Annotated in this window: 20 protein-coding genes and 4 pseudogenes; 10 read left to right on the top strand and 14 right to left on the bottom strand. The window is 38.3% G+C overall.

The annotated features are described in order from the left end of the window. Nucleotide 1: 1 nt before the first annotated feature. Nucleotides 2-2818: pseudogene (gene carB / locus V8V91_RS12875) on the bottom strand (carbamoyl-phosphate synthase large subunit). A 152-nt stretch (nucleotides 2819-2970) separates the two neighbouring features. Then, a complete protein-coding gene (locus V8V91_RS12880) occupies nucleotides 2971-3456 on the bottom strand; it encodes a peptide deformylase (protein WP_373400443.1) in 486 nt (161 codons plus the stop codon). 190 nt (nucleotides 3457-3646) lie between these two features. Here V8V91_RS12880 and V8V91_RS12885 point away from each other — a divergent pair, with 190 nt between their 5' ends. From V8V91_RS12885 to V8V91_RS12900, 4 genes are all read left to right on the top strand, one after another. Then, the gene (locus tag V8V91_RS12885; RefSeq protein WP_373400445.1) at nucleotides 3647-3856 is read left to right on the top strand and encodes a hypothetical protein; all 210 of its coding nucleotides are present in this window, start codon (nucleotides 3647-3649) and stop codon (nucleotides 3854-3856) included. Nucleotides 3857-3997: 141 nt separating this feature from the next. After that, complete coding sequence (locus V8V91_RS12890) at nucleotides 3998-4393, top strand: 6-bladed beta-propeller (RefSeq protein ID WP_373400677.1); 396 nt, start codon at nucleotides 3998-4000, stop codon at nucleotides 4391-4393. Next, on the top strand, nucleotides 4354-5187 hold the full coding sequence (locus V8V91_RS12895) for a 6-bladed beta-propeller (protein WP_373400446.1): 834 nt from the start codon (nucleotides 4354-4356) through the stop codon (nucleotides 5185-5187). Before V8V91_RS12890 ends, V8V91_RS12895 begins: the two co-directional genes overlap by 40 nt. Before the next feature lie 138 nt (nucleotides 5188-5325). After that, the gene (locus V8V91_RS12900) at nucleotides 5326-7239 is read left to right on the top strand and encodes an ABC-F family ATP-binding cassette domain-containing protein (protein ID WP_373400448.1); all 1914 of its coding nucleotides are present in this window, start codon (nucleotides 5326-5328) and stop codon (nucleotides 7237-7239) included. Nucleotides 7240-7466: 227 nt separating this feature from the next. Here V8V91_RS12900 and V8V91_RS12905 read toward each other — a convergent pair. Next, nucleotides 7467-8072 (bottom strand): annotated as a pseudogene (locus V8V91_RS12905) (DNA alkylation repair protein); the annotation flags it as partial. Further along, nucleotides 8051-8182, bottom strand: coding sequence for a hypothetical protein (locus tag V8V91_RS12910; protein ID WP_373400450.1), 132 nt, complete (start codon nucleotides 8180-8182; stop codon nucleotides 8051-8053). The gene V8V91_RS12910 and the pseudogene V8V91_RS12905, both read right to left, overlap by 22 nt. Before the next feature lie 504 nt (nucleotides 8183-8686). Between V8V91_RS12910 and V8V91_RS12915 the strand changes: the two genes are divergently transcribed. The 4 genes from V8V91_RS12915 (at nucleotide 8687) to V8V91_RS12930 (ending at nucleotide 9703) form a co-directional block, all read left to right on the top strand. Then, the gene (locus tag V8V91_RS12915) at nucleotides 8687-8821 is read left to right on the top strand and encodes a hypothetical protein (RefSeq protein ID WP_373400452.1); all 135 of its coding nucleotides are present in this window, start codon (nucleotides 8687-8689) and stop codon (nucleotides 8819-8821) included. Nucleotides 8822-8856: 35 nt separating this feature from the next. Further along, nucleotides 8857-9123, top strand: a complete 267-nt coding sequence (locus V8V91_RS12920) for a response regulator (protein ID WP_373400454.1) — start codon at nucleotides 8857-8859, stop codon at nucleotides 9121-9123. Then, nucleotides 9099-9356 (top strand): response regulator transcription factor, encoded by a 258-nt coding sequence (locus V8V91_RS12925; protein ID WP_373400456.1) that lies wholly within the window; start codon nucleotides 9099-9101, stop codon nucleotides 9354-9356. The genes V8V91_RS12920 and V8V91_RS12925 overlap by 25 nt, the downstream gene beginning before the upstream one ends. Nucleotides 9357-9427: 71 nt before the next feature. Next, complete coding sequence (locus V8V91_RS12930) at nucleotides 9428-9703, top strand: hypothetical protein (RefSeq protein WP_373400458.1); 276 nt, start codon at nucleotides 9428-9430, stop codon at nucleotides 9701-9703. Between the two features lie 6 nt (nucleotides 9704-9709). Here V8V91_RS12930 and V8V91_RS12935 read toward each other — a convergent pair whose 3' ends face one another. From V8V91_RS12935 to pyrF, 5 genes and pseudogenes are all read right to left on the bottom strand, one after another. Further along, nucleotides 9710-10573, bottom strand: coding sequence for a nucleoside phosphorylase (locus V8V91_RS12935; protein WP_373400460.1), 864 nt, complete (start codon nucleotides 10571-10573; stop codon nucleotides 9710-9712). Beyond that, nucleotides 10554-11548 (bottom strand): annotated as a pseudogene (locus tag V8V91_RS12940) (rhodanese-related sulfurtransferase). The gene V8V91_RS12935 and the pseudogene V8V91_RS12940 overlap by 20 nt, the downstream one beginning before the upstream one ends. Nucleotides 11549-11615: 67 nt before the next feature. After that, nucleotides 11616-12254 (bottom strand): acetyltransferase, encoded by a 639-nt coding sequence (locus V8V91_RS12945; protein WP_373400462.1) that lies wholly within the window; start codon nucleotides 12252-12254, stop codon nucleotides 11616-11618. Nucleotides 12255-12309: 55 nt separating this feature from the next. Then, nucleotides 12310-13605, bottom strand: a complete 1296-nt coding sequence (locus V8V91_RS12950; protein WP_373400464.1) for a DUF2851 family protein — start codon at nucleotides 13603-13605, stop codon at nucleotides 12310-12312. 95 nt (nucleotides 13606-13700) lie between these two features. Beyond that, nucleotides 13701-14517: pseudogene (pyrF, locus tag V8V91_RS12955) on the bottom strand (orotidine-5'-phosphate decarboxylase). A gap of 30 nt (nucleotides 14518-14547) precedes the next feature. On the opposite strand from pyrF, the gene V8V91_RS12960 reads away from it, so the two are divergent. Next, nucleotides 14548-14937, top strand: a complete 390-nt coding sequence (locus tag V8V91_RS12960; RefSeq protein WP_373400465.1) for a hypothetical protein — start codon at nucleotides 14548-14550, stop codon at nucleotides 14935-14937. 47 nt (nucleotides 14938-14984) lie between these two features. On the opposite strand, the gene V8V91_RS12965 is transcribed toward V8V91_RS12960, so the two are convergent. Next, nucleotides 14985-15896, bottom strand: a complete 912-nt coding sequence (locus V8V91_RS12965) for a YbhN family protein (protein WP_373400679.1) — start codon at nucleotides 15894-15896, stop codon at nucleotides 14985-14987. A 43-nt stretch (nucleotides 15897-15939) separates the two neighbouring features. Next, on the bottom strand, nucleotides 15940-16893 hold the full coding sequence (locus tag V8V91_RS12970; RefSeq protein WP_373400680.1) for a glycosyltransferase family 2 protein: 954 nt from the start codon (nucleotides 16891-16893) through the stop codon (nucleotides 15940-15942). A 119-nt stretch (nucleotides 16894-17012) separates the two neighbouring features. Between V8V91_RS12970 and V8V91_RS12975 the strand changes: the two genes are divergently transcribed. Beyond that, on the top strand, nucleotides 17013-18689 hold the full coding sequence (locus tag V8V91_RS12975; RefSeq protein ID WP_373400466.1) for an ArnT family glycosyltransferase: 1677 nt from the start codon (nucleotides 17013-17015) through the stop codon (nucleotides 18687-18689). Here the strand turns inward: V8V91_RS12975 and V8V91_RS12980 are convergent. The 3 genes from V8V91_RS12980 to hpf form a co-directional block, all read right to left on the bottom strand. Beyond that, a complete protein-coding gene (locus V8V91_RS12980) occupies nucleotides 18686-19618 on the bottom strand; it encodes a hypothetical protein (protein ID WP_373400467.1) in 933 nt (310 codons plus the stop codon). The two genes, V8V91_RS12975 and V8V91_RS12980, sit on opposite strands and share 4 nt — an antisense overlap. Further along, nucleotides 19570-20196, bottom strand: coding sequence for an ArnT family glycosyltransferase (locus tag V8V91_RS12985; RefSeq protein ID WP_373400469.1), 627 nt, complete (start codon nucleotides 20194-20196; stop codon nucleotides 19570-19572). The genes V8V91_RS12980 and V8V91_RS12985 overlap by 49 nt, the downstream gene beginning before the upstream one ends. Before the next feature lie 68 nt (nucleotides 20197-20264). Further along, nucleotides 20265-20570: a ribosome hibernation-promoting factor, HPF/YfiA family gene (hpf, locus tag V8V91_RS12990; protein ID WP_074226131.1), complete on the bottom strand. Its 306-nt coding sequence runs from the start codon at nucleotides 20568-20570 to the stop codon at nucleotides 20265-20267. Between the last annotated feature and the right edge of the window lie 31 nt (nucleotides 20571-20601).

Below are 20601 nucleotides of genomic sequence, written 5' to 3' on the forward strand. Positions count from 1 at the left end.
GTTATCTACTCAAATACAAGTTTCGTTCTGAGTAAATCTTCAAGAAATAATCATCCATCAGGTCATCTATAAAGTAAATCGCTTCACCAGTAGATTTCATTTCGGGCCCCAATTCTTTGTTAACATTCGGGAATTTATGGAATGAGAAAACAGGTTCCTTAATTGCATAACCTTTTTTGTAAGGTTTGAATTCAAAATCTGTTACTTTATTCTCTCCCAGCATCACCTTTACGGCGTAATTTACATAAGGTTCTTTGTATGCCTTACAAATAAACGGAACGGTTCTAGATGCTCTTGGGTTTGCTTCAATGATGAATACTTTATCATTTTTGATGGCAAACTGAATGTTGATCAAACCTACTGTCTTCAATGCCAAGGCAATTTTTTCAGTATAAGTTTCAATCTGACGGATTACCAAGTCTCCCAAATTGTAAGGAGGAAGAACCGCATAGGAATCTCCAGAGTGGATACCTGCAGGCTCGATATGTTGCATAATCCCAATGATGTAGACATTCTCTCCATCACAGATCGCGTCCGCTTCCGCCTCAATAGCACCTTCTAAGAAATGATCCAGAAGAATCTCATTGTTTGGAATGTCTCTTAATACTTCTACCACATGTTCTTCTAGTTCCTTCTCATTGATCACAATCTTCATCCCTTGTCCACCCAATACATAACTTGGACGTACCAGTAAAGGGAATCCGATAGTCTTACAAAGATCTAACGCTTCATCAGTAGTATGGACCGTTCCAAATTCAGGATAAGGAACATCATTTTCTTTCAATAAGGTAGAGAATCTTCCTCTGTCTTCAGCCAAATCCAATGCTTCGAAACTGGTACCTATGATTTTGATTCCATATTTCTCTAATTTTTCTGCCAGTTTCAAGGCAGTTTGTCCACCCAACTGAACGATTACACCTTCAGGCTTCTCGTGCAAGATAATTTCATAAATATGCTCCCAGAATACTGGCTCAAAGTAAAGCTTATCCGCCACATCAAAGTCTGTAGACACCGTCTCAGGGTTACAGTTGATCATGATTGTCTCATAACCACACTCTTTGGCTGCAAGGACCCCATGAACACAGGAATAATCAAATTCAATTCCTTGCCCAACACGGTTTGGACCTGAACCTAATACAACCACTTTCTTACGATCAGTTTTTATAGATTCATTTTCCTCACCAAAAGTAGAATAGTAATATGGAGTTTGCGCCTCAAATTCAGCGGCACAAGTATCTACAAGTTTATAAACTCGCTTGATACCCATTTCATCGTAACGCTTATTGAATACTTCACTTTCCAAGCAACCAAGTAAATGTGCTAACTGACGGTCGGCATACCCTCGTTTCTTGGCCATATCCATAATTTCATATGGAATGGTATTCACATTATATTTCCCAATCTCTTCTTCGAGATGGATCAGTTCTTCAATTTGTCTTAGGAACCACTTATCGATTTTTGTTAAATCGTAAATTGTTCTGAATGAGATACCCAATTTGAAGGCATCATAAATATGGAACAATCGATTCCAGCTTGGATTAGCTAAAGAATACAAGATTTTTCCTGATCTCTCAACTCTTTTCCATCAGCCCCTAGTCCATTACGTTTGATCTCAAGGGATTGACAAGCTTTTTGCAAGGCCTCTTGGAAATTTCTACCGATTCCCATTACCTCACCTACTGCTTTCATAGAAAGACCCAATCTTCTATCAGATCCTTTGAATTTGTCAAAGTTCCAACGAGGCACCTTCACGATTACGTAGTCAATAGAAGGCTCAAAGTAAGCAGAGGTAGTACCCGTGATCGAATTTGGCAGCTCATCCAAATTATATCCGATCGCCAACTTAGCTGCAACTTTTGCGATCGGGTAACCAGTCGCTTTAGATGCCAAAGCAGAAGAACGAGAAACACGAGGGTTAATTTCTATCCCGATGATGGTTTCGTTGTCAGGGCTAACTGAGAATTGCACGTTACAACCACCCGCAAAATTACCAATGCTATTCATCATAGTAATTGCATAATTTCTCATTCGCTGATAAACTGTGTCAGGCAAAGTCATAGCAGGAGCAACGGTGATGGAGTCTCCTGTGTGAACGCCCATTGGGTCAAAATTCTCGATAGAACAGATCACAATCATGTTCCCGATATTATCTCTCATGACCTCCAGCTCGTATTCTTTCCAGCCCAAAATGCTTTGCTCGATCAACACTTCATGAACTGGAGAAGCCTGTAAACCAGCACTCAACAATTTTTCAAAATCCTCAGCTTTTTCCACAAAAGCTCCTCCTGCCCCACCAAGGGTATAAGAAGCTCTAATGATTAATGGAAAGCCAATTTCCTGAGCAATTTCTTTACCTTGAAGAAAGGAAGTAGCAGTATCACCTTTGCAGACACCCACTCCAATTTTCTTCATCAATTCTTTAAACTTCTCACGATCTTCTGCAGTATCGATGGCCTCGATATCTACACCGATCATACGGGTATTGAATTTTTCCAAATACCTGCTTTTTCACAATCTATTGCCAAGTTCAAGGCTGTTTGACCACCCATGGTAGGCAGAACTGCATCAATATCCGGATGCTCTGTCAGGATCTTGATAATGGATTTTTCTCAAGTGGAAGCAAATACACGTGATCTGCTGTCACCGGGTCAGTCATGATGGTGGCAGGATTGGAATTGATCAATGTCACGATAATTCCTTCTTCTCGAAGGGACCTAGCAGCCTGGGAACCAGAATAGTCAAACTCACAAGCTTGACCGATGACGATGGGACCAGAACCGATAATTAATACGTGCTTGATGCTACTGTCTTTTGGCATTACAAAAGGGGAATAGAGAGATGAAATTACTTACGTCCAAATTGGGGCAAAATTAGAAAAAATTCCCGAAGGGGAAGGATAAATCCAGATTAAAATGGAAAAGTCACCTCAATGAGCTCAACAAAAGTGACTTATCAATTGAAACTAAAGGATCATTCTTTCCAACGAAAGCTTTTCTGGTCAATCGCACGCATCGTACATAGAATTCCATCCAAATGATCATATTCGTGCTGAATCAATTCAGATTCGGCTCCAGAAACCTCCCATTCATGTTCCTTCCAATGTTCATCCCAGTACTTCAACGTCAAGGACTGATGACGACGCACCTTGACCAAAAGGTTCGGAAAACTCATGCAATCATCCCAAAGCTCAAACTTTGATTCACTTTTGTTTTTCAATTCAGGATTTAAAATTACATAAGGCTTATCCAGATTAAGATAAAACATACGCTTCATAATACCCAACTGTGGAGCCGCGATTCCTCTTCCGAAACCATACACTCTTCGAATATCTTCCATGGCCTCATGAAGTTGCTGGACCCAATTTGGGACCTGGTTTAATTCTGATTCTAAAACAGGCTCACACACTTCGTAAAGCCTGGGATCACCGAGTTTCAGGATGTCATGGATGGTTTTCATAGGTTAAATCTAACATTCTTAAAAAATCACCTACCCAATATTGGGTATTTTTCAACTAGAAAGTGAATTTAAATGAATTTCTATTTGGACTATAATAATAATAATAATAATAATATGTTAGTAAAAGCTAACTAGTTGGTTAGTGCTCTTGGCCAAGGGGTATTTTATCTTAACCAAAAATTTAATAAAAATGAAAAAAGTAATTTTAGGAATTTCGATGTTAGTATTTCCGACAATTTTATTCTCTCCCTCTTTTTCAGCTCATGCTTCAGGAGTTTATTATATGCAAAATATTAAATGCCCACTTGGTGGTAGTGTATATAGATGTAGGCCAGGAGGTAATGAATCTTGTGATGTTTCAGGTCAAAAACATTGTGATGAAGTAACTCCAATTACTTAAAGTTCAAAATGATTGATATTGTCAAAAAAATTAACCTTTTGGCAGTCTGAGCGAAGTTGAAGGCCTTACTATTCAATTTATGCCATATTTTAACTTCGCTCATTGTTACTAAATATTCTTAAAAGGACCTTAAATGTTTTTATGAGGCATCTTCTTTTCACTTTAGGTCTTTCACTAATCACAGCTTGTTTTATTTCCTGTGAAAATAACAATAGTGAAAGGAATTCAAGTGAGTTAACTGTTGTCATAAATCTTAAAGACTCAAAAAATAATAGATTATCTGAAGCTTTTGAAAGCATCACTTATTCAATTTTAAATGCTCCTGATTCATCACCTCTCGTAGAACCCTATCTAATGAAATTTGATAATGAATCGATGTATATTCAGGACTTTTATACTGGCCATATCCATAAGTTTGATAAGAAAGGTCAGCCTCAATTTGTTTACCAAGCGACAGGTTCGGGACCTGGAGAATTTAGGCAATCGGATTACTTTTTTTGGAAGATTCAGCAATTACCATTTTGGATAGAGTACTAGGTAAAGCTGTGACTTACGGTCCATTTCAAAATTTAATTTATGAGGAGAAAATCACCAAAAACATTCCCATGTTTGAAAAACGAGGCAATCGAATGCTTTATTTCATGAATAATCTGAGGGATGGTACTGACTTCAATTTTCTTCTTTATGAAAATGAAAAGGTGATAGGGGAATGGGAAAGAATTAGACCAGGATTTGAAAAAGCCCAATATGGAGACAATAATGGTTTCAACCAAGATTTTGACGGAGGACTTGTTTTCCCGATCCCATATTCTACCGAGGTATTATTCTTTGACAGCCATCTAAATCGCACTCAAAAAGTAACATTTGATATCGGTGATGCACTAGTTGATAAAACGGATTTTGTTAGACTAAACAATATGAGTCGAGATGATTACCAACAATTCATCCGGGAAAAAGAATTAGTAGAAGGCATTTCTCTATTTTCAAAACTTGGACCCTATTACTTTCTATCCCTTCAGCAGTACAATAAAGGAGTCCATTTAATTTTTATGAATAAGGATTTTAAGGTTTTAATCCAGTCTAAAAGTTTGGAAAATGATTTAGACCAGATGCTAATAAGAGGAATCCCATGGACCTACGATGAAGATAAACTTATTTTTATGATCAACTCGGTTTATTTTTATAATGATTATATCAAAACATTTTCTGGCAAAAAAGTCGCTGTGAGACCGAACAATGTCCATGATTTTTTTGAGAAAAATCAGAATCTTTTAAAGGAGGATAGGTATGTCCTGATTTCGTTGAAAATCAAAAGCCAAATAGAAAAATAATAATTTATCTACTCATAATATTTTGCAACTCATTATTGATCCACAGGAGAGGGATAAGTTTTCGAATATTTTAATTACTATAAGGGGAATATAATTGGTCATGCGTATACTCCCTTTCCTTTTCCCTACTTTTGCGGCATGAATTACCTTTCAGTCGAAAATCTCAGTAAAGCGTTCGGGGAACGCAAGCTTTTTTCCAATATCTCTTTTGGCATTTCCCAAGGCCAGAAAATCGCTTTAGTCGGTATCAATGGTGCCGGCAAATCTACCTTGATGAAAATTATCATGGGCTTGGAAATCCCTGACACCGGAAATGTAGCCATCAATCAACAGGTAAAAGTGGCCTATGTTCATCAAAACCCTGTTTTTGAAGGCAAAATGAGTATTTATCAGACCATTTTTGACCAAAGTAATTCAGAAGTCCTGCAAGTAATTGAGGATTATCATAAGGCCATGCTAGAGGCAGAACGAGGCATTGATAACTCCGAAAAAATGGCTGGTTTATTCGAAAAAATGGATGCTTTCCAGGCTTGGGATTTTGAGTATCAAGTAAAGGAAGTTTTGGGAAAATTGGGACTACATGACACAGAATTGCCTGTAGGAACACTTTCCGGTGGTCAGCGAAAGCGAGTAGCTTTGGCAAAAGCAATCTTGGAAAAGCCTGACTTATTGCTTCTCGATGAACCAACCAACCACTTGGATTTGGAAACCATCGAATGGCTAGAAGATTATTTATCAAAAGCGAATCTTGCCCTTTTTATGGTCACTCACGATCGATATTTTTTAGAGAAAGTGACCAATGAAATCCTGGAGCTTGATCAAGGGAAAGTTCATCGCTACCTAGGTAATTACGGTTATTTCTTGGACAAGAAAGCTGAGCGAATGATGCAGGAAGATGTGGAGTTGGAAAAAGCGAAAAGCCTTTATAAAAAGGAGCTGGAATGGATTCGTAGACAGCCTAAAGCCAGAGGAACCAAAGCCAAATACAGAGTAGACGCATTTGAGGAAACGAAAGAAAAGGCCTCTCAGAAGAGAGAGGAACGTGACATCCAACTGACCGTGACTACCCAGCGTCTAGGAAATAAAATCATTGAAATCGAAAAGATGCAAAAGTCCTTTGGAGATAAAACCATAATCAAGGACTTCTCATATACCTTCAGAAAAAAAGACCGTGTAGGGATTGTAGGACCCAATGGAGCTGGAAAAACCACTTTCCTTAATATGATTACTGGGCAACTTGAACCAGATGCAGGAAAAATCTCGATCGGACAAACGACTGCTTTTGGCTATTACAGACAGGAGGAAAGTTCATTTGATGAGGAAAAACGTCTGATTGATATTGTCAAGGAAGTAGCCGAAGTGGTGAATATTGCTGGAGGTGCAACAATTACTGTTTCTCAGTTTTTAACACAGTTTGGTTTCCCTCCGAAGCAACAACATACTCCTATTGCCAAATTAAGTGGAGGAGAGCGTAGGAGACTTCAATTATTGATGGTTTTGATCAAGAATCCAAACTTCTTGATTCTCGATGAACCTACCAATGATCTGGATTTGATGACTTTGAATACCCTTGAAGAATTCCTAGACACCTTCCCTGGCTGTTTGATCATTGTGTCCCACGATCGATATTTTATGGATCGATTGGTGGAGCATTTATTTGTTTTTGAAGGAGAAGGAGAGATCAAAGACTTCCCAGGCAACTATACTGATTTCAGAGAGTGGGAAAAAGAAGAAAGTACAAAGTCTAAAGTACCAAGTACCAAGACTACGGATTATAAAAGTGAGCCTGAAACTATATTAGAGATTTCGACTCCGCCCAGCCAAACAAAAGTAAAAGCAAGCTATAAGCAAAAGCAAGAATTCAAAGAAGTAAATACTTCTATTGCCAAGTTGGAAGAAGAAAAAGCCAATATCACAGATAAAATCGCTGCTGGAATTGAAGATCATGAAGAATTGATCAAGCAGTCGAATCGGATAGCAGAAATAGATGCTGAGTTAGAGGAGTTAGAATTGACTTGGTTAGAACTCAGTGAATTGGAGGGAATAGAATAAAGCTAAAGAGAAATAAGCTTCGCTGAGATACGCCTGAGGCTAGATAGGCTTCGCGAGATAAACTTGACTTTCATATTATCTCCAAAGCTATCTTATTAAATATCTGCTCTAAGAGCTATCTTTTTAAAAAATTAATATTTGTCTAAGGCGCCAGGGGCTTCGATCCCGTACAACTGTCGGGACGCTCATCCTGACTTTTTCATATTTCTGATTTTAGACTTCTGACTTCAAACTCTTCCTTTCAAAAAATCCTGCCTAACATCCTCATCAAATTTTTCGATGGCATAGCGTAAGGCCGTTCTAGGCATCTGTTGATAATGCTTTTTCAAAAACTCGAATTCCACTTCGTAATCCTTATTTCCAATTTCTCGAAGCATCCACCCCACGGCTTTGTGCATCAAGTCATGAGGATGATCCAGGAGTTTTTTAGCCAAGGCCAATGCATCCTCAAACTTTCCTCTTTTGATCCAATAATAGGTGCTAACCATGGCCACACGTTGGCTCCAAAGGTCATCTTTCGAAGCGAGTTCGTAAAACAAAGATTTATCCTTATTCAGATAGTAATGCCCTAAAATATGATGGCAGGAGCTATCGACCAAGTCCCAATTATTTACCCACTTAAGATTTTTCAAATAGAAATCAACCAACTTTTTCCGGTCTTCATCAGATTTCAACTTTTCATAGCGATAGACTAAAATCATCACGCCAGTCAAACGAACTTCATGGTATTCATCTTGAATCAAGGTCTCAATTTCATCTAGGCTTATCTCTTTGTATACTGACTTGGCTATTTTCCTTTGCTCTGGAACTTTCACCCCCAAGAATTTATCTCCTTCCCCATATTCACCAGGTCCAGATTTGAAAAATCTCGGAAAAAAGCAGCTTTTTCTGGGATGGCCTTATCCTCCAAAGCTGCTTTGATTTGTTCAACAAGTAAAGTCATTCTTTAAAGTTAGGAGAAGATTGATTAAATATCATCGCCTATTCCTCTTTTTACTCTTTGAAACGATAGGTGTAGGAACAGGAACTAACCCTGGATACAAGATATAATTTACGGAATTGGTTGAATCATTCCTCATTAGTCTCAATTCTGAAATTACGGGTATTGAGGGTATAAATTACATTCTAACTGACTGTGGCTTTATTATCTTTTGCAATGGCTCATTTATTTTGCTTATATGGACATCAAAAATCCATAAAACGTAAACCACATGATTCTAATTACCTAGTGCCCAAGTAATAAATTGATTTAGCTATATTTAAAATTAGATCTGCGTATTATTTTAAAAATGGAAGGCATTTGAAAAGGATCTGATAATTCTGAATAATCTAATAATTCCTAGAGCCTCGGTCTAAAAACAATAAAGAAAAGAATTGCTTCACTTAGATTTAAGCATCAAAGTAATCCGCCAAATAGTATCGGCCGCCAGTTTAAGTTTCATTACCTATGTCTAAGCCAACAGTAGTAATAGCAGACGATCACCCTTTGTTATTGAAAGGGCTCCAGGAGTTTTTGGAGGAAAATAATATTAATGTCTTGGACTCTGCTAGTAATGGTAAAGATGCCTTAGAAAAATCCTGAAGCATCGTCCACAACTGGCGATTTTGGACATGGAAATGCCTCATTTTTCTGGACTAGAAATTGCTGCTCAATGCAAGAAACTAAAGCTTCCCACCAAGATTATTTTATTGACACTGCATAAAGAGTTGTATTTGTACCACCAAGCCAAAGAGCTGAATCTATCTGGTTATATTTTAAAGGAGTTTGCTCTAGGAGAATTATCCAAAGCCATTGAAACCGTTTTAAATGGAAATCATTTTTTAGTGAAAAAATTTTTGAAGACAAAGAAATTGGGAATTTGGATTCGGAACAGACCCAATTAACCCCTTCCGAAAAGAAAATCCTCAGGCTAATTGCCGACGGACTTTCTACCAAAGAAATCGCAGAGAAATTATTCATCGCTGAACGAACTGTAGATAAGCACAGAAGTAATATGATTGCAAAGCTTAAACTGGAAAAAAGCACAATTCCCTACTTCTTTGGGCACAAAAAAACAAAGATATCATCAATTGAAATAGTGATTTTTGCATTTCACATTTTTAAAAATAGGTATTAATACGTATTGAGTGCTGCTGATTTTTGATCTAGTTTTGATATATCGAATCAGTTAAACCAACTTTTTACGTCATGAAAATATCCACCTCAAAAGGAAATTTTAAAATCATTCAAACTGTCAAGAATCAAGACGAACTTCTCATTCTTGGCTCATGGAATGATCTTGTGAACAACTTTGAAAGCAGCCGAGTATTTTTAGTAAATAAGCCTGATAGCTTGTTTGGCATTTATGTGTGCAAACAAGAGTGTACAGATTTTTTAGGCGAGTTGCTTTTGTCAATTAACTATAACGAATGGGAAGATTTCAAATTGGGAGAAATGAATTCTTATCGAACGTATTTAGCGTAAGGGTGATTATTTTTTAACAAGCAACTTCAGAGCTGCGCGGATCAGGGAATCCACGGTTTTTTCAGCCTCTTTATCAAACTCTTTTAGTTTTCTATTTGCAACAATCGCATTAAGGCTAAGCACCTGATGCCCCAATAAGGTCCCCATGGCATAATATCCTGCCGTTTCCATTTCAAAATTAGTCAATCGTTCACCTTCAATTTCCATTGCTGCCAAGCGGTCCAGCATCTGATCAATTGCAGGTTTTAATTTGACTGTTCTTCCTTGTGGGGCATAAAAACCTGGGCAGGTTAAAGTAATACCTTTCAAAAATTCCGGTCCAAGCATTGATAGTAATTTTGAGCTAGCCTCGGCTTGATAGGGAGTAAAGCCTAATTTCAATTTCTGGCGGATTGCTTCTCCCCAGACTTGAGAACTGTTTAACTCAGGATAAAACTGCATCAACGTATCCATTCCAACTGCTTTTGATGAGGCCAATAATGAACCTAAAGGAATATCCGATTGCATTGCACCAGAGGTACCAATTCTAACTATCTGTAGACTTCGGTGGGTAGGTTTGAGGGTTCGGGTTTCTAGGTCAATATTAACCAAAGCGTCGAGTTCTGTCATGAAGATCTCGATGTTGTCAGTCCCCATCCCTGTACTCATGACTGTGACACGTTCTCCACCAATCCTTCCAGTATGGGTCACAAACTCCCTTTTTCTAGTCTGAAACTCAATCTCATCAAAATACCGGGAAACCAAAGGGACTCGGTCCGGATCACCTACCGTAAAAACAAAAGAAGCCAGATTTTCTGGCTTCAAATGTAAATGATATACGCTTCCATCAGCGTTTAATATTAGTTCGGATTCAGGAATTCGTTGGCTCACCCTCTAATTTAGTAATTTGATTTTTATTGCCAGAACGTTTCAGGCCTTTATAAGGGTTATATCCATTGGTATTCTTTTGGTAATAACCCGTTCCATCATAGGTTCTTTTTCAGGATGATCCTTGCATTCATCTGAACATGCACCTTCCATTTTCCAACCACATTTTTCACAAATGGCGACATGGGCATTACAGCTTGGGTTGGCGCAATTGACCATTCTGTCGGAGGCAGTACCGCACACATGACAAGTTGAAATTACTTTTGGATTCACCTTATTGACATCCACTGCGATCCTGTTATCAAAAACATAACATTTCCCCTCAAAATCTTCTCCTCCAGCTTCCATTCCATACTTGATGATCCCTCCATGAAGTTGGTACACATCCTCAAAGCCTTGCTCCAATAAAAAAGCTGAAGCTTTTTCACACTTGATCCCTCCAGTACAATAGGTCAGTACTTTTTTGTTTTTCAAGTGTTCCAGTTCCTTTACTTTATCTGGAAAATCCCGGAAGTTATCGATATCCAAGGTTAGGGCATTTTTGAATCTCCCTAATTCATGCTCGTAGTTTGACCGTACATCTAGAATGACCACGTCCTCCTGATCTTTCAATTTTTTAAATTCTTCCGGATCTAGATGTTTTCCAGTTTTGACATTTGGGTCCAAATGTCTTAGTGCAGAATGAACAATTTCAGGCTTATACCTTACATGAATCTTTGTAAATGCATGCTTGTCATGCTCATCGATTTTAAATTCAGTTTTGACGAATCTTGGATCAGCATGAACATAAGCCATGTACTTTTCACAGTCTTCTTTCAGGCCGGAAACTGTACCATTCAAACCTTCATCGGAAATAATGATTCTACCTCGGATGTTGTTTTCTACGCAAAACAAGTGATGCTGCTCCCGGTATTCTTCAGGATTTTCAATCTTGGCGTAGCAATAATAAAGGAGGATGCAATAATTGTTGTTTTCCATAACTAGAGCCCTGTTTCGGCAGGGTGTTTAAGGATGTATAATATGTACTATAAATTAAAAGGCAAATTTAAGATTTAATTTTTGCAGCTGGGTTACCAAAAACCGTTTCATTGTCCCCTACAGAAGAAATTACTACTGAACCAGCTCCTACTCTTGCATTTTTACCGATGGTCACACCTGATACGATTGTCACTCCTGAACCAATAAATGCTCCTTCTCCTATGGTTACTTCAGAGTTAATAATAGAGCCTGCTCCCACTTGAACAAAATCTCCCAACTTCGCTTTATGATCAATGATCGCACCTGTATTCAAAATACAGTGTTGACCGATCTCTGCTCCTGTTCCTACAGTTACTTTGGCATTAATAAAGTTTCCATGACCAATGACCGCATCAGTAGAAATATAGGCTGTTTGATGTATAGCATTGATAGGCTGAACCTTTCTACGCTCGTTCAACAATTTCACAAGAAATTTTCGATACTTGACATCATCTACAGCCACAAAAGCTTCCGCTTTTTTCCCTACTAGCTTTAAAAACCCATCGTCTTCAGGATTTCCTAAAACAGAAACGGTATTGATTTCAGTGCCATGAAGCTTTTCATCTTCATCTAGAAAACCATATACCACAACATCATTACTGTTAAATATTTCAAGAGCGGGATGAGCAATACCTGTTGCTCCCAAAATAATTACTGGTTTTTCCATAGTATTTTCCTTTTCGGACTGCAAAAGTACGGTAAATCATATCCTTACGCAAAATTCATTTGCTTTCTCTCTTTACCAAACTCTGGGCGATTTTACATTGAAGACACTTCTTAGGTAGGCAATAATTTTTGTATAAACCAAGCATCCCCTGGGTATCAAAGGCATTGGAAGCAATCCAATTGGCTGTTTGAAATTTCTTAACAATCCTATTATCCTCAGGCGCCACCTCTTGAATTAAATCAAAACAACGTTCTTTCCATTCCGGTTGCTGGAAATATCTTCCATAGGCAAACCACAAAGGCAAAACATAGTTGATAATCAACAACTGTAAGACTGTATTGGAAACACCATTTGAGACTTTTCTTGAGGCGGGTTTCCCAAAAGAATAATGATGAATCCAGTAATCACTAGGACTGATTTGAAACAATTTTTTAAACGAGGAAAAATCTCTAGAATCTTCTAAAATTGCCCTCAACAAGCTGGGCGCATTGGATAAAATAGCCGCTAGCTGTGCAATCCTCAAAGTAGGAAAATTACTAGGTCTTGCTCCCATGAAAGACCAGTGCTGACGGCTCAGTGAACGCTCCCATTGATATTTCTTCTTTAAAAACTCCAACTCCTTGATTAAATATTGAACATAAGGCTCTTCTGTCTCTTCTGGCAACAAGCCCGCCTGCCCAAATAGAATGGCTTCCAATACAGGTAGTTTATCCCGGTGTTTCATCAAGATTTTATACGGAACTAACTTAGCCAACTCGGCCATACCTTTACTATTTGTTTTGAATCCAAATGTGGTAAATAACCATTGATAGGCTGTCTCTTCCCAATCTCCTTTGTTTTCCTCTAACAGATTTAAAATTAATTGAGACTTTTCTTGAAGCCGTTCTACCAGGGATTTTTCCAAACTCGAAAAGCGAATGATTTCTGGAACTTGGTGCACGGCATGAGCACAGGGGAGCTCAGATTGATAATCCAACAGTCGCTCGTAATTTCTCCAGATATTTAAGAATATTTTCCCTTTCAATTCCACGGTCGGAATCAAGGTTCCATCATTTCGAAACACTGGCTTGTCATTTTCCCATACTACGTGCAGGACTACTGAATTATAGGCAGGATTTGCCTCATGATCATGATTCTTCCAATCGGAAGCATATTTATGAACCTCTACATGACCATGAAAGGCTACCCCATCTATCATAACCACTGAATCTAAAAAATCAGGGCCTTCCGCTAGATTATGGAAACCAATTTGAATCACATGGACTTGTTCCTGATTGGCAGTTTGGAAATACCGTTTTTCGAAATATTGAAATTTCCAGACGAGTTGTAAAAAATCTTCTCTGAAATTCATAAAAATTCACCTAAAGTCTTCTTTAAATTAAAAAAACTTTACAAAAAAAAAAGCCAGTAAAAACTGGCTTTAAAAACAATTATCAATCTCCTTCATTAAAGATAAGTATCCAATAGACTGGACATTTCTTCCTGAAGTTTTTGTGCTTCTGATCTGGCCGATTTTCCAAAATTTTCATCTTGAGACGCATAAATAATTCCTCGACTAGAATTCACAAGCAACCCACAGGAAGAATTCATTCCATATTTGGCAACATCAGCTAGGCTACCCCCTTTGCGCTCCTACACCTGGAACCAAAAAGAAATGATCTGGCACCACCTTCCTTACCTCTCCAATCAATTCACCGCGGGTAGCTCCTACCACATACATCATATTATCGGAGTTCCCCCATTGTTGGCTTTTTTCTAACACCGATTGATACAGCGGCTTGCCAGTTTCATCTTTAATGAGTTGAAAATCCATTGATCCAGCATTAGAAGTTAGTGCCAATAGAATAACCCATTTATTCTCAAACTCTAAAAAAGGAGTCACACTATCCACTCCCATATAGGGAGCTACTGTCACCGAGTCAAAGTTCATTTTCTCGAAAAAGGCCTTGGCATATAGCTTAGAGGTATTTCCAATATCTCCTCTTTTTGCATCTGCAATTGTAAAAATATCCTTAGGAATTAATTCATTTACTTTTTGAAGAGTTTCCCAACCTTGCGGACCTAAGGCTTCAAAAAATGCGATATTTGGCTTGTAGGCTACTGCAAAATCAGCGGTCTGTTCTATAATTTCTTTACAGAAAGTGAAAATTGGATCTTTCTCCGACTTAAGATGTGCTGGAATTTTCTGGATATCTGCATCGAGCCCTACACATAGAAAGGATGACTTTTTCTGAATTTGGGAAAATAGCTCGGCTTTGTTCATGAATTATAGGATTTTGGGCAAAGGTAAGAAATGCTGTTTAGCTATTTTTGGGAAAAGTTAATATATGAAGACAGTCCTTCTTACTTTCTTATTTTTTTATGCTATACCTTAAGCTTTGGGCAAGAACTCCTTGGGAATTGGGAATGGATCGAAAATACAGAGGAAAGGTCCTTTAGGATCACTCTGTTCCAAGATCAAGACAAATCAAAATCACCTATTAAAGGAATCCATTGTGGAGAATATTACAATAGAGGCCGAGTAGATTGCGCTTCCGCAAAGTCCATATTTTTAAAACCAGGAGAACTTCCAAATAGCTGGACAGGAAGCATTACAAGCGACTTTTCTGGAGAAACTTCCAAGATTAGAGTTACATACATCACTACCAAAGATCAATTGTCTTGGGAAATAATAATTCCCTAAGGTCAATTCTATTTCCCACATGATGCGATCCTAAAAGAAAAAATAGTTTATAAATCTGACTCTATTTTTTCGTCAAATTCCACTTTAATCATAGCACCTGTAAGTGAGACCAATGCGGTGATCAAGAAGAAGATTAAACTAAAAGCCACTGCCGTAGCTTCGTTTATCCCTGCATAGGTATGCGCATAAATAAACACCAGTTCCCGGGCCCCAACCCCACCAATGGTCAAAGGAAGCACGGCAACGATAGAGGATAATAAAAACACCAATTGATATGCTAAGAAGTTTGCTTCAACTCCTAGCGCCAACAAAATAAACACGGCACAGACCAACTGGGAGATTTGTCCCAACATGGACCAACTATTAGATTTTAAAAAAGAAGGTAAAAAAGGTTTAAAGAAAAGCTTTTGAACTAACCAAAATGAAGGAAACACCAACATGGAAGCGATTACGATCAATACTTCCCATGGTACTTGAGATTCAAATGGAAGCACTAAATCTACTGGGAGAACAAGAATAAGTAACAAAAACACGATGGCAACCAGCCCTCCTAAACGATCCAAAAGAGAAGCTTGAATCAGTGATTTTACGGAAGTTTTATAATTCTTATTGAGTAAATAGATTTTGTATCCATCCCCTCCAATTCCTCCTGGAAGAAATAGGTTATAGAACATGCCTACCAAATACAATCGGAAATTCAGCTTTTCAGAAATATTCAAGCCAATATTCCTGAAATAAAGATTTAACCTCAATGCTGTAAAAACCTTACTCATTACAAATAAGATCATGGCAGGTACTAACCAAAACCAATGAATCGACTTGGTGATCAACCAGAGTTCCTCGGTATCAATTTTTCGGAATACCAGGAATATAGCCAACCCCGTCAAAAGAAGTTTCAGTCCGGTTTTGAGTTTCTTACCTAGAGTACTTGCTTTTTTTCCAAGGAAAGTCAGGTCTATTCTTCTGAATTGAACAGCTCAACGAATTGGGAATGAGACAGTCTTATACTGTCAAAGCTTCCCCTTGATAAACTGATTTAATGGTGTAGGTAGTTTTATTTTGAGATTCAAAGTAAGTTCGGACAATGATCTCGGCAATAATTCCAGTCGTGATAAATTGAATACCTCCAAGCACCAATATAAAGCCTAAAATCATGATTGGCCTTCCCCAAATATCCTCTCCCATGATTTTCAGCACCAACAAGTAAAAATTAATTAGAACACCTATTAGGAAAGCGATTATTCCGATTCCACCAAACAAGTGAATCGGACGTTGGAAATACTTTTGAAAAAATAGCATTAAGATCAGATCAGCCATTACTTTAAAAGTCCGGCTCAACCCATATTTAGATTCACCATGGATTCTAGGGTGATGTTTCACATCCATTTCTGTCATCCTCGCACCTTGTTGCTTGGCAAGAACCGGGATAAAACGGTGCAATTCCCCATATAAGCCCATTCCTTGAGCGATCTCAGCTTTATAAACTCTGAGCGTGCAACCATAATCCTTCAAATAGACTTTGGTAGTATTTCGGATCACCCAGTTAGCTATTTTACTCGGAATCTTCCTCAACACAAACCCATCTTTTCTATTGGCCCTTCTACCTGCTACTACATCCCAGTCTTCATCAATCGCTTTTTGAAGCATAATAGGGATGTCTGTGGGGTCATTTTGCAAATCTCCATCCATGGTTGAAATATACTCGCCTGTAGCCATGTCAATTCCCGCAGCCAATGCGGTGGTTTGACCATAATTCCGATTGAAAATAATCAGCTTAGTCCGATCATTTGCATACTTTTTCACTTCGGCCACTGTCTTATCAGTAGAACCATCCTCTATTAGAATGACCTCATAGTCGATTTCGGAAAGTGCGGAATAGGTAGCTTCCAATAATGGCTTGATGTTTTCTTCTTCGTTGTAGATCGTAATAACTACAGACAACAGGGGCTTGCTCATGATCATAAATTTGGTCAAAAATACGGCAAAATACTTCCGTTGCCAATAAACTGCGTATCGGCTTTCGGTTGCCAACGAAAATTTGGTGTAACAAAGTTCATTCATCTTATCTTTGCAAGATGTTTTCAAAAGAGCTTCATATTAATCCATGGGTAATAATGGCTGCCTTTGCCATTTTGGTGGGACCATTTGCCTTGAGCTTCCACATGCATTTCCCAGATGAAATGTACTATAGTGATGCTGCTGTTAAAATGATGCAAAATGGAGACTATCTCACCACCTATCTCGGGAACGGAGAGTTGAGGTTTAGAAAACCCATAGGAACATACTGGGTGGTTTTAGCCGGATTCAAACTATTTGGAGTCAGTGCTTTTTCATCCAGGATCTTCTTTTTATTAGCCGGTTCATTGACAATCGGAATCACCTATCTGGTTGCAAAAGTCTTATTCTCGGATAAAAAGATTGCAGGACTATCTGCCCTGATTATCGCTTCCAATATTGTTTTGATATTTGCTTCCACCCGTTCCATACCAGACGTGTTGTTAGGCCTTACTATGACAGCCAGTGCCATTGGATTTGCAGGATTAATGAGATTTGGAGACCAAGCTCCGAAAAAGTATATATGGATACTATATCTCAGTTTGGCATTGGCCTTTGAAGTAAAAGGGCTTCCAGCGGCTGCCTTAGGAGGAATCGGAATACTTTACCTGCTATTCAATCCCTGGAAAAAAATATCATGGAAGACATTCCTTCATTTACCTTCTCTCCTTCTCGCTATTATTATCGGTTTATTCTGGTTTGTGGCCATGTGGAAAATCCACGGCCCTACTTACCTAGACAGCTTTTTGGAAGATCAAGTTGGAGGAAGAGTAGCATCACGCTACTTGCTTATTCTAAAAAACGGAGTACTTGCCTCAATCATTCTGTTTGTAATTTACCTGCCTTGGGGGTTCTATTCTTTCCCGAAATTCAAAGAGACCATTCAAAAAACATGGAAAGAAAATGCAGTATTCTTTGGATTTGCAGTTCTATGGGGATTGGCAATTCTAGGAATGGGAGCTATGACTACCAAATTTTATGAACGCTACTTATTACCAGTTGCTCCTATTTTAGCAATCTTTCTGAGCTGGATCTTGGTGAAAGCTGATTTTCAATCGCGTCAAAAAGGCTTGAAAATAGGCACTACACTTTTCATTCTATTATCCCTCATAGTCGGTCTTGCAGGATTCTGGATAAATTTCCAATTAGGGAGTACCTTTTGGGTTTATTTGCAATTGGCAATTGGATTTGCCCTTTTGATTTATTTAGTCCAATTAGTCTATAAAGGAAGTCAGCTGCCTAGGGGATTATCATTTTCCATTTTACTAGTATTCTTTTTTCTTTCTACTGTTACCGCAAAAATCTCTCTTCCAGAGCAAGGAGCCCAGGTTCAAGCTTTTGTTTCTTCCAATAAAATTGACTCTACTAAGGAAATTGGTTTCATTGGCAACATTCATGTCAGCAGTAAGATTCGGGTATACTTAGGACCCGATTATTACATGACTGATATTACTGGAGAGAAATCCTTGAGTGAGCAGGAATTATTGCAAAGGTCTTCCATATATCCGAACTTAATCGTAGAAGACAAATACCTGCAGCAACTTCCACTTCAAAATTATGAAGTCAAGGTCGCTTCAATGAATTGGGATTCGAAAAAGATCCCTTATTTACTTCAACATCTAGGAGCCCCAAATTTCAAAGACCTTTTAGAAGAAAATGGGAAAGTCTATTATTGGCTTCAAAAAATAGGGGATTAATAGGTTTCTGGAATATAGGGATCAAACTCTTTTAATTCTTTCCATACTTGAATGGTGGCAGTCCTCAAGGGCTCTCCGCGAAAATACACCTCGAACTTTTCCTCATAAAGTAAAGAGTCAAATTCAGCAAATTTACCAGGAGAGTCATAATTCCAGCTAACAAAAATCCCCTCCTTATTTTGCCCTAAAAACTGCTCCATCCCATCCCAAAGATCAAATTGGTTTCTTCTTGCACCCATGTTCAACACATATGGCTGCGGATGCTCCTTTAAATAAAAAGATAGCTCGGAAGCCATGTGATAAGTTTCGGAAAAGACAAAAGGAGCTGACAGCCCCAAGCTATCTTGTAAAAAATCAACTCTTGCAGCAAGCGGATCATAGCCAGACATCCTTCTGAACAATTGCTTTTCACCTTTTTTAATAGGAGGAATAGATTTGACAAAAGTGAGGTCAGGAAGGATGAGCAATAAAGGTAGCCCAATACTGATTCCAAGACCCCAATTACGGAGTTTCTTCCACTTATTTGATTGGTTTAATACCCATTCACTCATGATAATCGGCAATCCCACATAGGAGAAAACCGGCCAATTCACTAGAACCTCTGTAAAGAAGCTTAAAAAAGAGAAACTAATTAAAGTAAGTAGGGCAGGTAGAATAAGGTAAAATTTTTCTTGGCTTCTATATTTAAACACACTTTTAATGGAATAGAGCAGGATTGGCAGCAAGAAAATGGAGAGCATTGCCAATTGCCCACACAAAAATTCGAAAAACTGAGCTGCGGATTCCCCCAAAGAGGTAGTAGACTCTTCATTTCCTCCTCCAGCTCCAGCTAGGTTAGCGAGATGCTTGAACGTATTGAAGTCATTTTGAAAGTTCCATACTAGAATCGGGATAAATCCCAGGGACATGACCAGAAAGAAAAGTAGCATGTTTCTCCACTTCTTACCCATCTTTCCTTCTTGCAAAATGAATAAAAAAGGAATGGAAATGCTAATACCATCATTACCTTAGCCATCAGTCCTAATGCGGCAGCTAATCCAGCTAGAATCCACCAATTAAGATTTTTCTCTTTCAAGGCCTTATATAATAAAAACACAGTCAAAGACCAGAAAAAAGTTAGAGAGGTATCGGTGGTGTGAAAGGAAGAAATCATCCACCAAAAAGGCATTGCCTGCAAGAATATGGAAGCCCAAAAACCAACCTTTTCATCGTATATATAAGACCCGAATTTATAAGTCACCCAAGAAGTACCCAAGCCAAAAAGTATGGGATTGATGCGAACTCCTAATTCGGTAACTCCAAAAATGGAGGTACTGATGTAATTCAAAAAGGCCACTAAAGGAGGTTTGGAATAATAATGCCAAGCTAAGTTTTTTGACCAAAGCCAATACTGGGCTTCTTCTGTAAACAAATCGAGTTCGGGGCGGAAAACGAAGACTATTTTTGCCAAAACGATAGCCAGACTGACTATCCAAAATGCCGATTTATAAGATAAGTTGGACCTCATAATAAAAGCTCGCAAGAAAAAGAAAAACCCTCGGAAATCCGAGGGTTTATAAAAGATTTTAGGGTCTATTATTGCCTTACGAGAACAACCTTTTCTTTGTACTTCTTAATTTGCCTTCTTAGCCCTTCTATCGCTTCATCAGCGGCCCCTTCGAAAGAATCTGACTGATTCTTTGCAAAAAACTGCTTCCCTGGCACATTTAATTTGATTTCAACAATCTTGTTTTCATTGTTGTCATTCTTATCGAGCCTCATAAAAACCTCACCATCTATGATTCGATCATAAAAGGTCTCCAGCTTGTCTGCTTTTCTTTGAATAAAATCGATCAATTTTCGATCAGCATCGAAGTGGATTGAGTGCATCTGCAGTTTCATATTGATTTGCATTTAATGGTTGAACAATAAT

Origin of the sequence: Algoriphagus halophilus, from assembly GCF_041729275.1 — a bacterium.
GTDB lineage: Bacteria > Bacteroidota > Bacteroidia > Cytophagales > Cyclobacteriaceae > Algoriphagus > Algoriphagus halophilus_A.

Excerpts from the sequence above, each read along its gene's own strand:
- V8V91_RS12975 (WP_373400466.1), top strand. The coding sequence starts at position 17,013 with ATGTTTTCAAAAGAGCTTCATATTAATCCATGGGTAATAATGGCTGCC.
- V8V91_RS12945 (WP_373400462.1), bottom strand. The coding sequence starts at position 12,254 with ATGGAAAAACCAGTAATTATTTTGGGAGCAACAGGTATTGCTCATCCC.
- V8V91_RS12930 (WP_373400458.1), top strand. The coding sequence starts at position 9,428 with ATGAAAATATCCACCTCAAAAGGAAATTTTAAAATCATTCAAACTGTC.
- V8V91_RS12880 (WP_373400443.1), bottom strand. The coding sequence starts at position 3,456 with ATGAAAACCATCCATGACATCCTGAAACTCGGTGATCCCAGGCTTTAC.
- V8V91_RS12970 (WP_373400680.1), bottom strand. The coding sequence starts at position 16,893 with ATGAGCAAGCCCCTGTTGTCTGTAGTTATTACGATCTACAACGAAGAA.
- V8V91_RS12915 (WP_373400452.1), top strand. The coding sequence starts at position 8,687 with ATGTCTAAGCCAACAGTAGTAATAGCAGACGATCACCCTTTGTTATTG.
- V8V91_RS12900 (WP_373400448.1), top strand. The coding sequence starts at position 5,326 with ATGAATTACCTTTCAGTCGAAAATCTCAGTAAAGCGTTCGGGGAACGC.
- hpf (WP_074226131.1), bottom strand. The coding sequence starts at position 20,570 with ATGAAACTGCAGATGCACTCAATCCACTTCGATGCTGATCGAAAATTG.
- V8V91_RS12890 (WP_373400677.1), top strand. The coding sequence starts at position 3,998 with ATGAGGCATCTTCTTTTCACTTTAGGTCTTTCACTAATCACAGCTTGT.
- V8V91_RS12980 (WP_373400467.1), bottom strand. The coding sequence starts at position 19,618 with ATGCTACTTTTCTTTCTGGTCATGTCCCTGGGATTTATCCCGATTCTA.
- V8V91_RS12985 (WP_373400469.1), bottom strand. The coding sequence starts at position 20,196 with ATGAGGTCCAACTTATCTTATAAATCGGCATTTTGGATAGTCAGTCTG.
- V8V91_RS12910 (WP_373400450.1), bottom strand. The coding sequence starts at position 8,182 with ATGACTTTACTTGTTGAACAAATCAAAGCAGCTTTGGAGGATAAGGCC.
- V8V91_RS12960 (WP_373400465.1), top strand. The coding sequence starts at position 14,548 with ATGCTGTTTAGCTATTTTTGGGAAAAGTTAATATATGAAGACAGTCCT.
- V8V91_RS12885 (WP_373400445.1), top strand. The coding sequence starts at position 3,647 with ATGAAAAAAGTAATTTTAGGAATTTCGATGTTAGTATTTCCGACAATT.
- V8V91_RS12920 (WP_373400454.1), top strand. The coding sequence starts at position 8,857 with ATGCCTCATTTTTCTGGACTAGAAATTGCTGCTCAATGCAAGAAACTA.
- V8V91_RS12950 (WP_373400464.1), bottom strand. The coding sequence starts at position 13,605 with ATGAATTTCAGAGAAGATTTTTTACAACTCGTCTGGAAATTTCAATAT.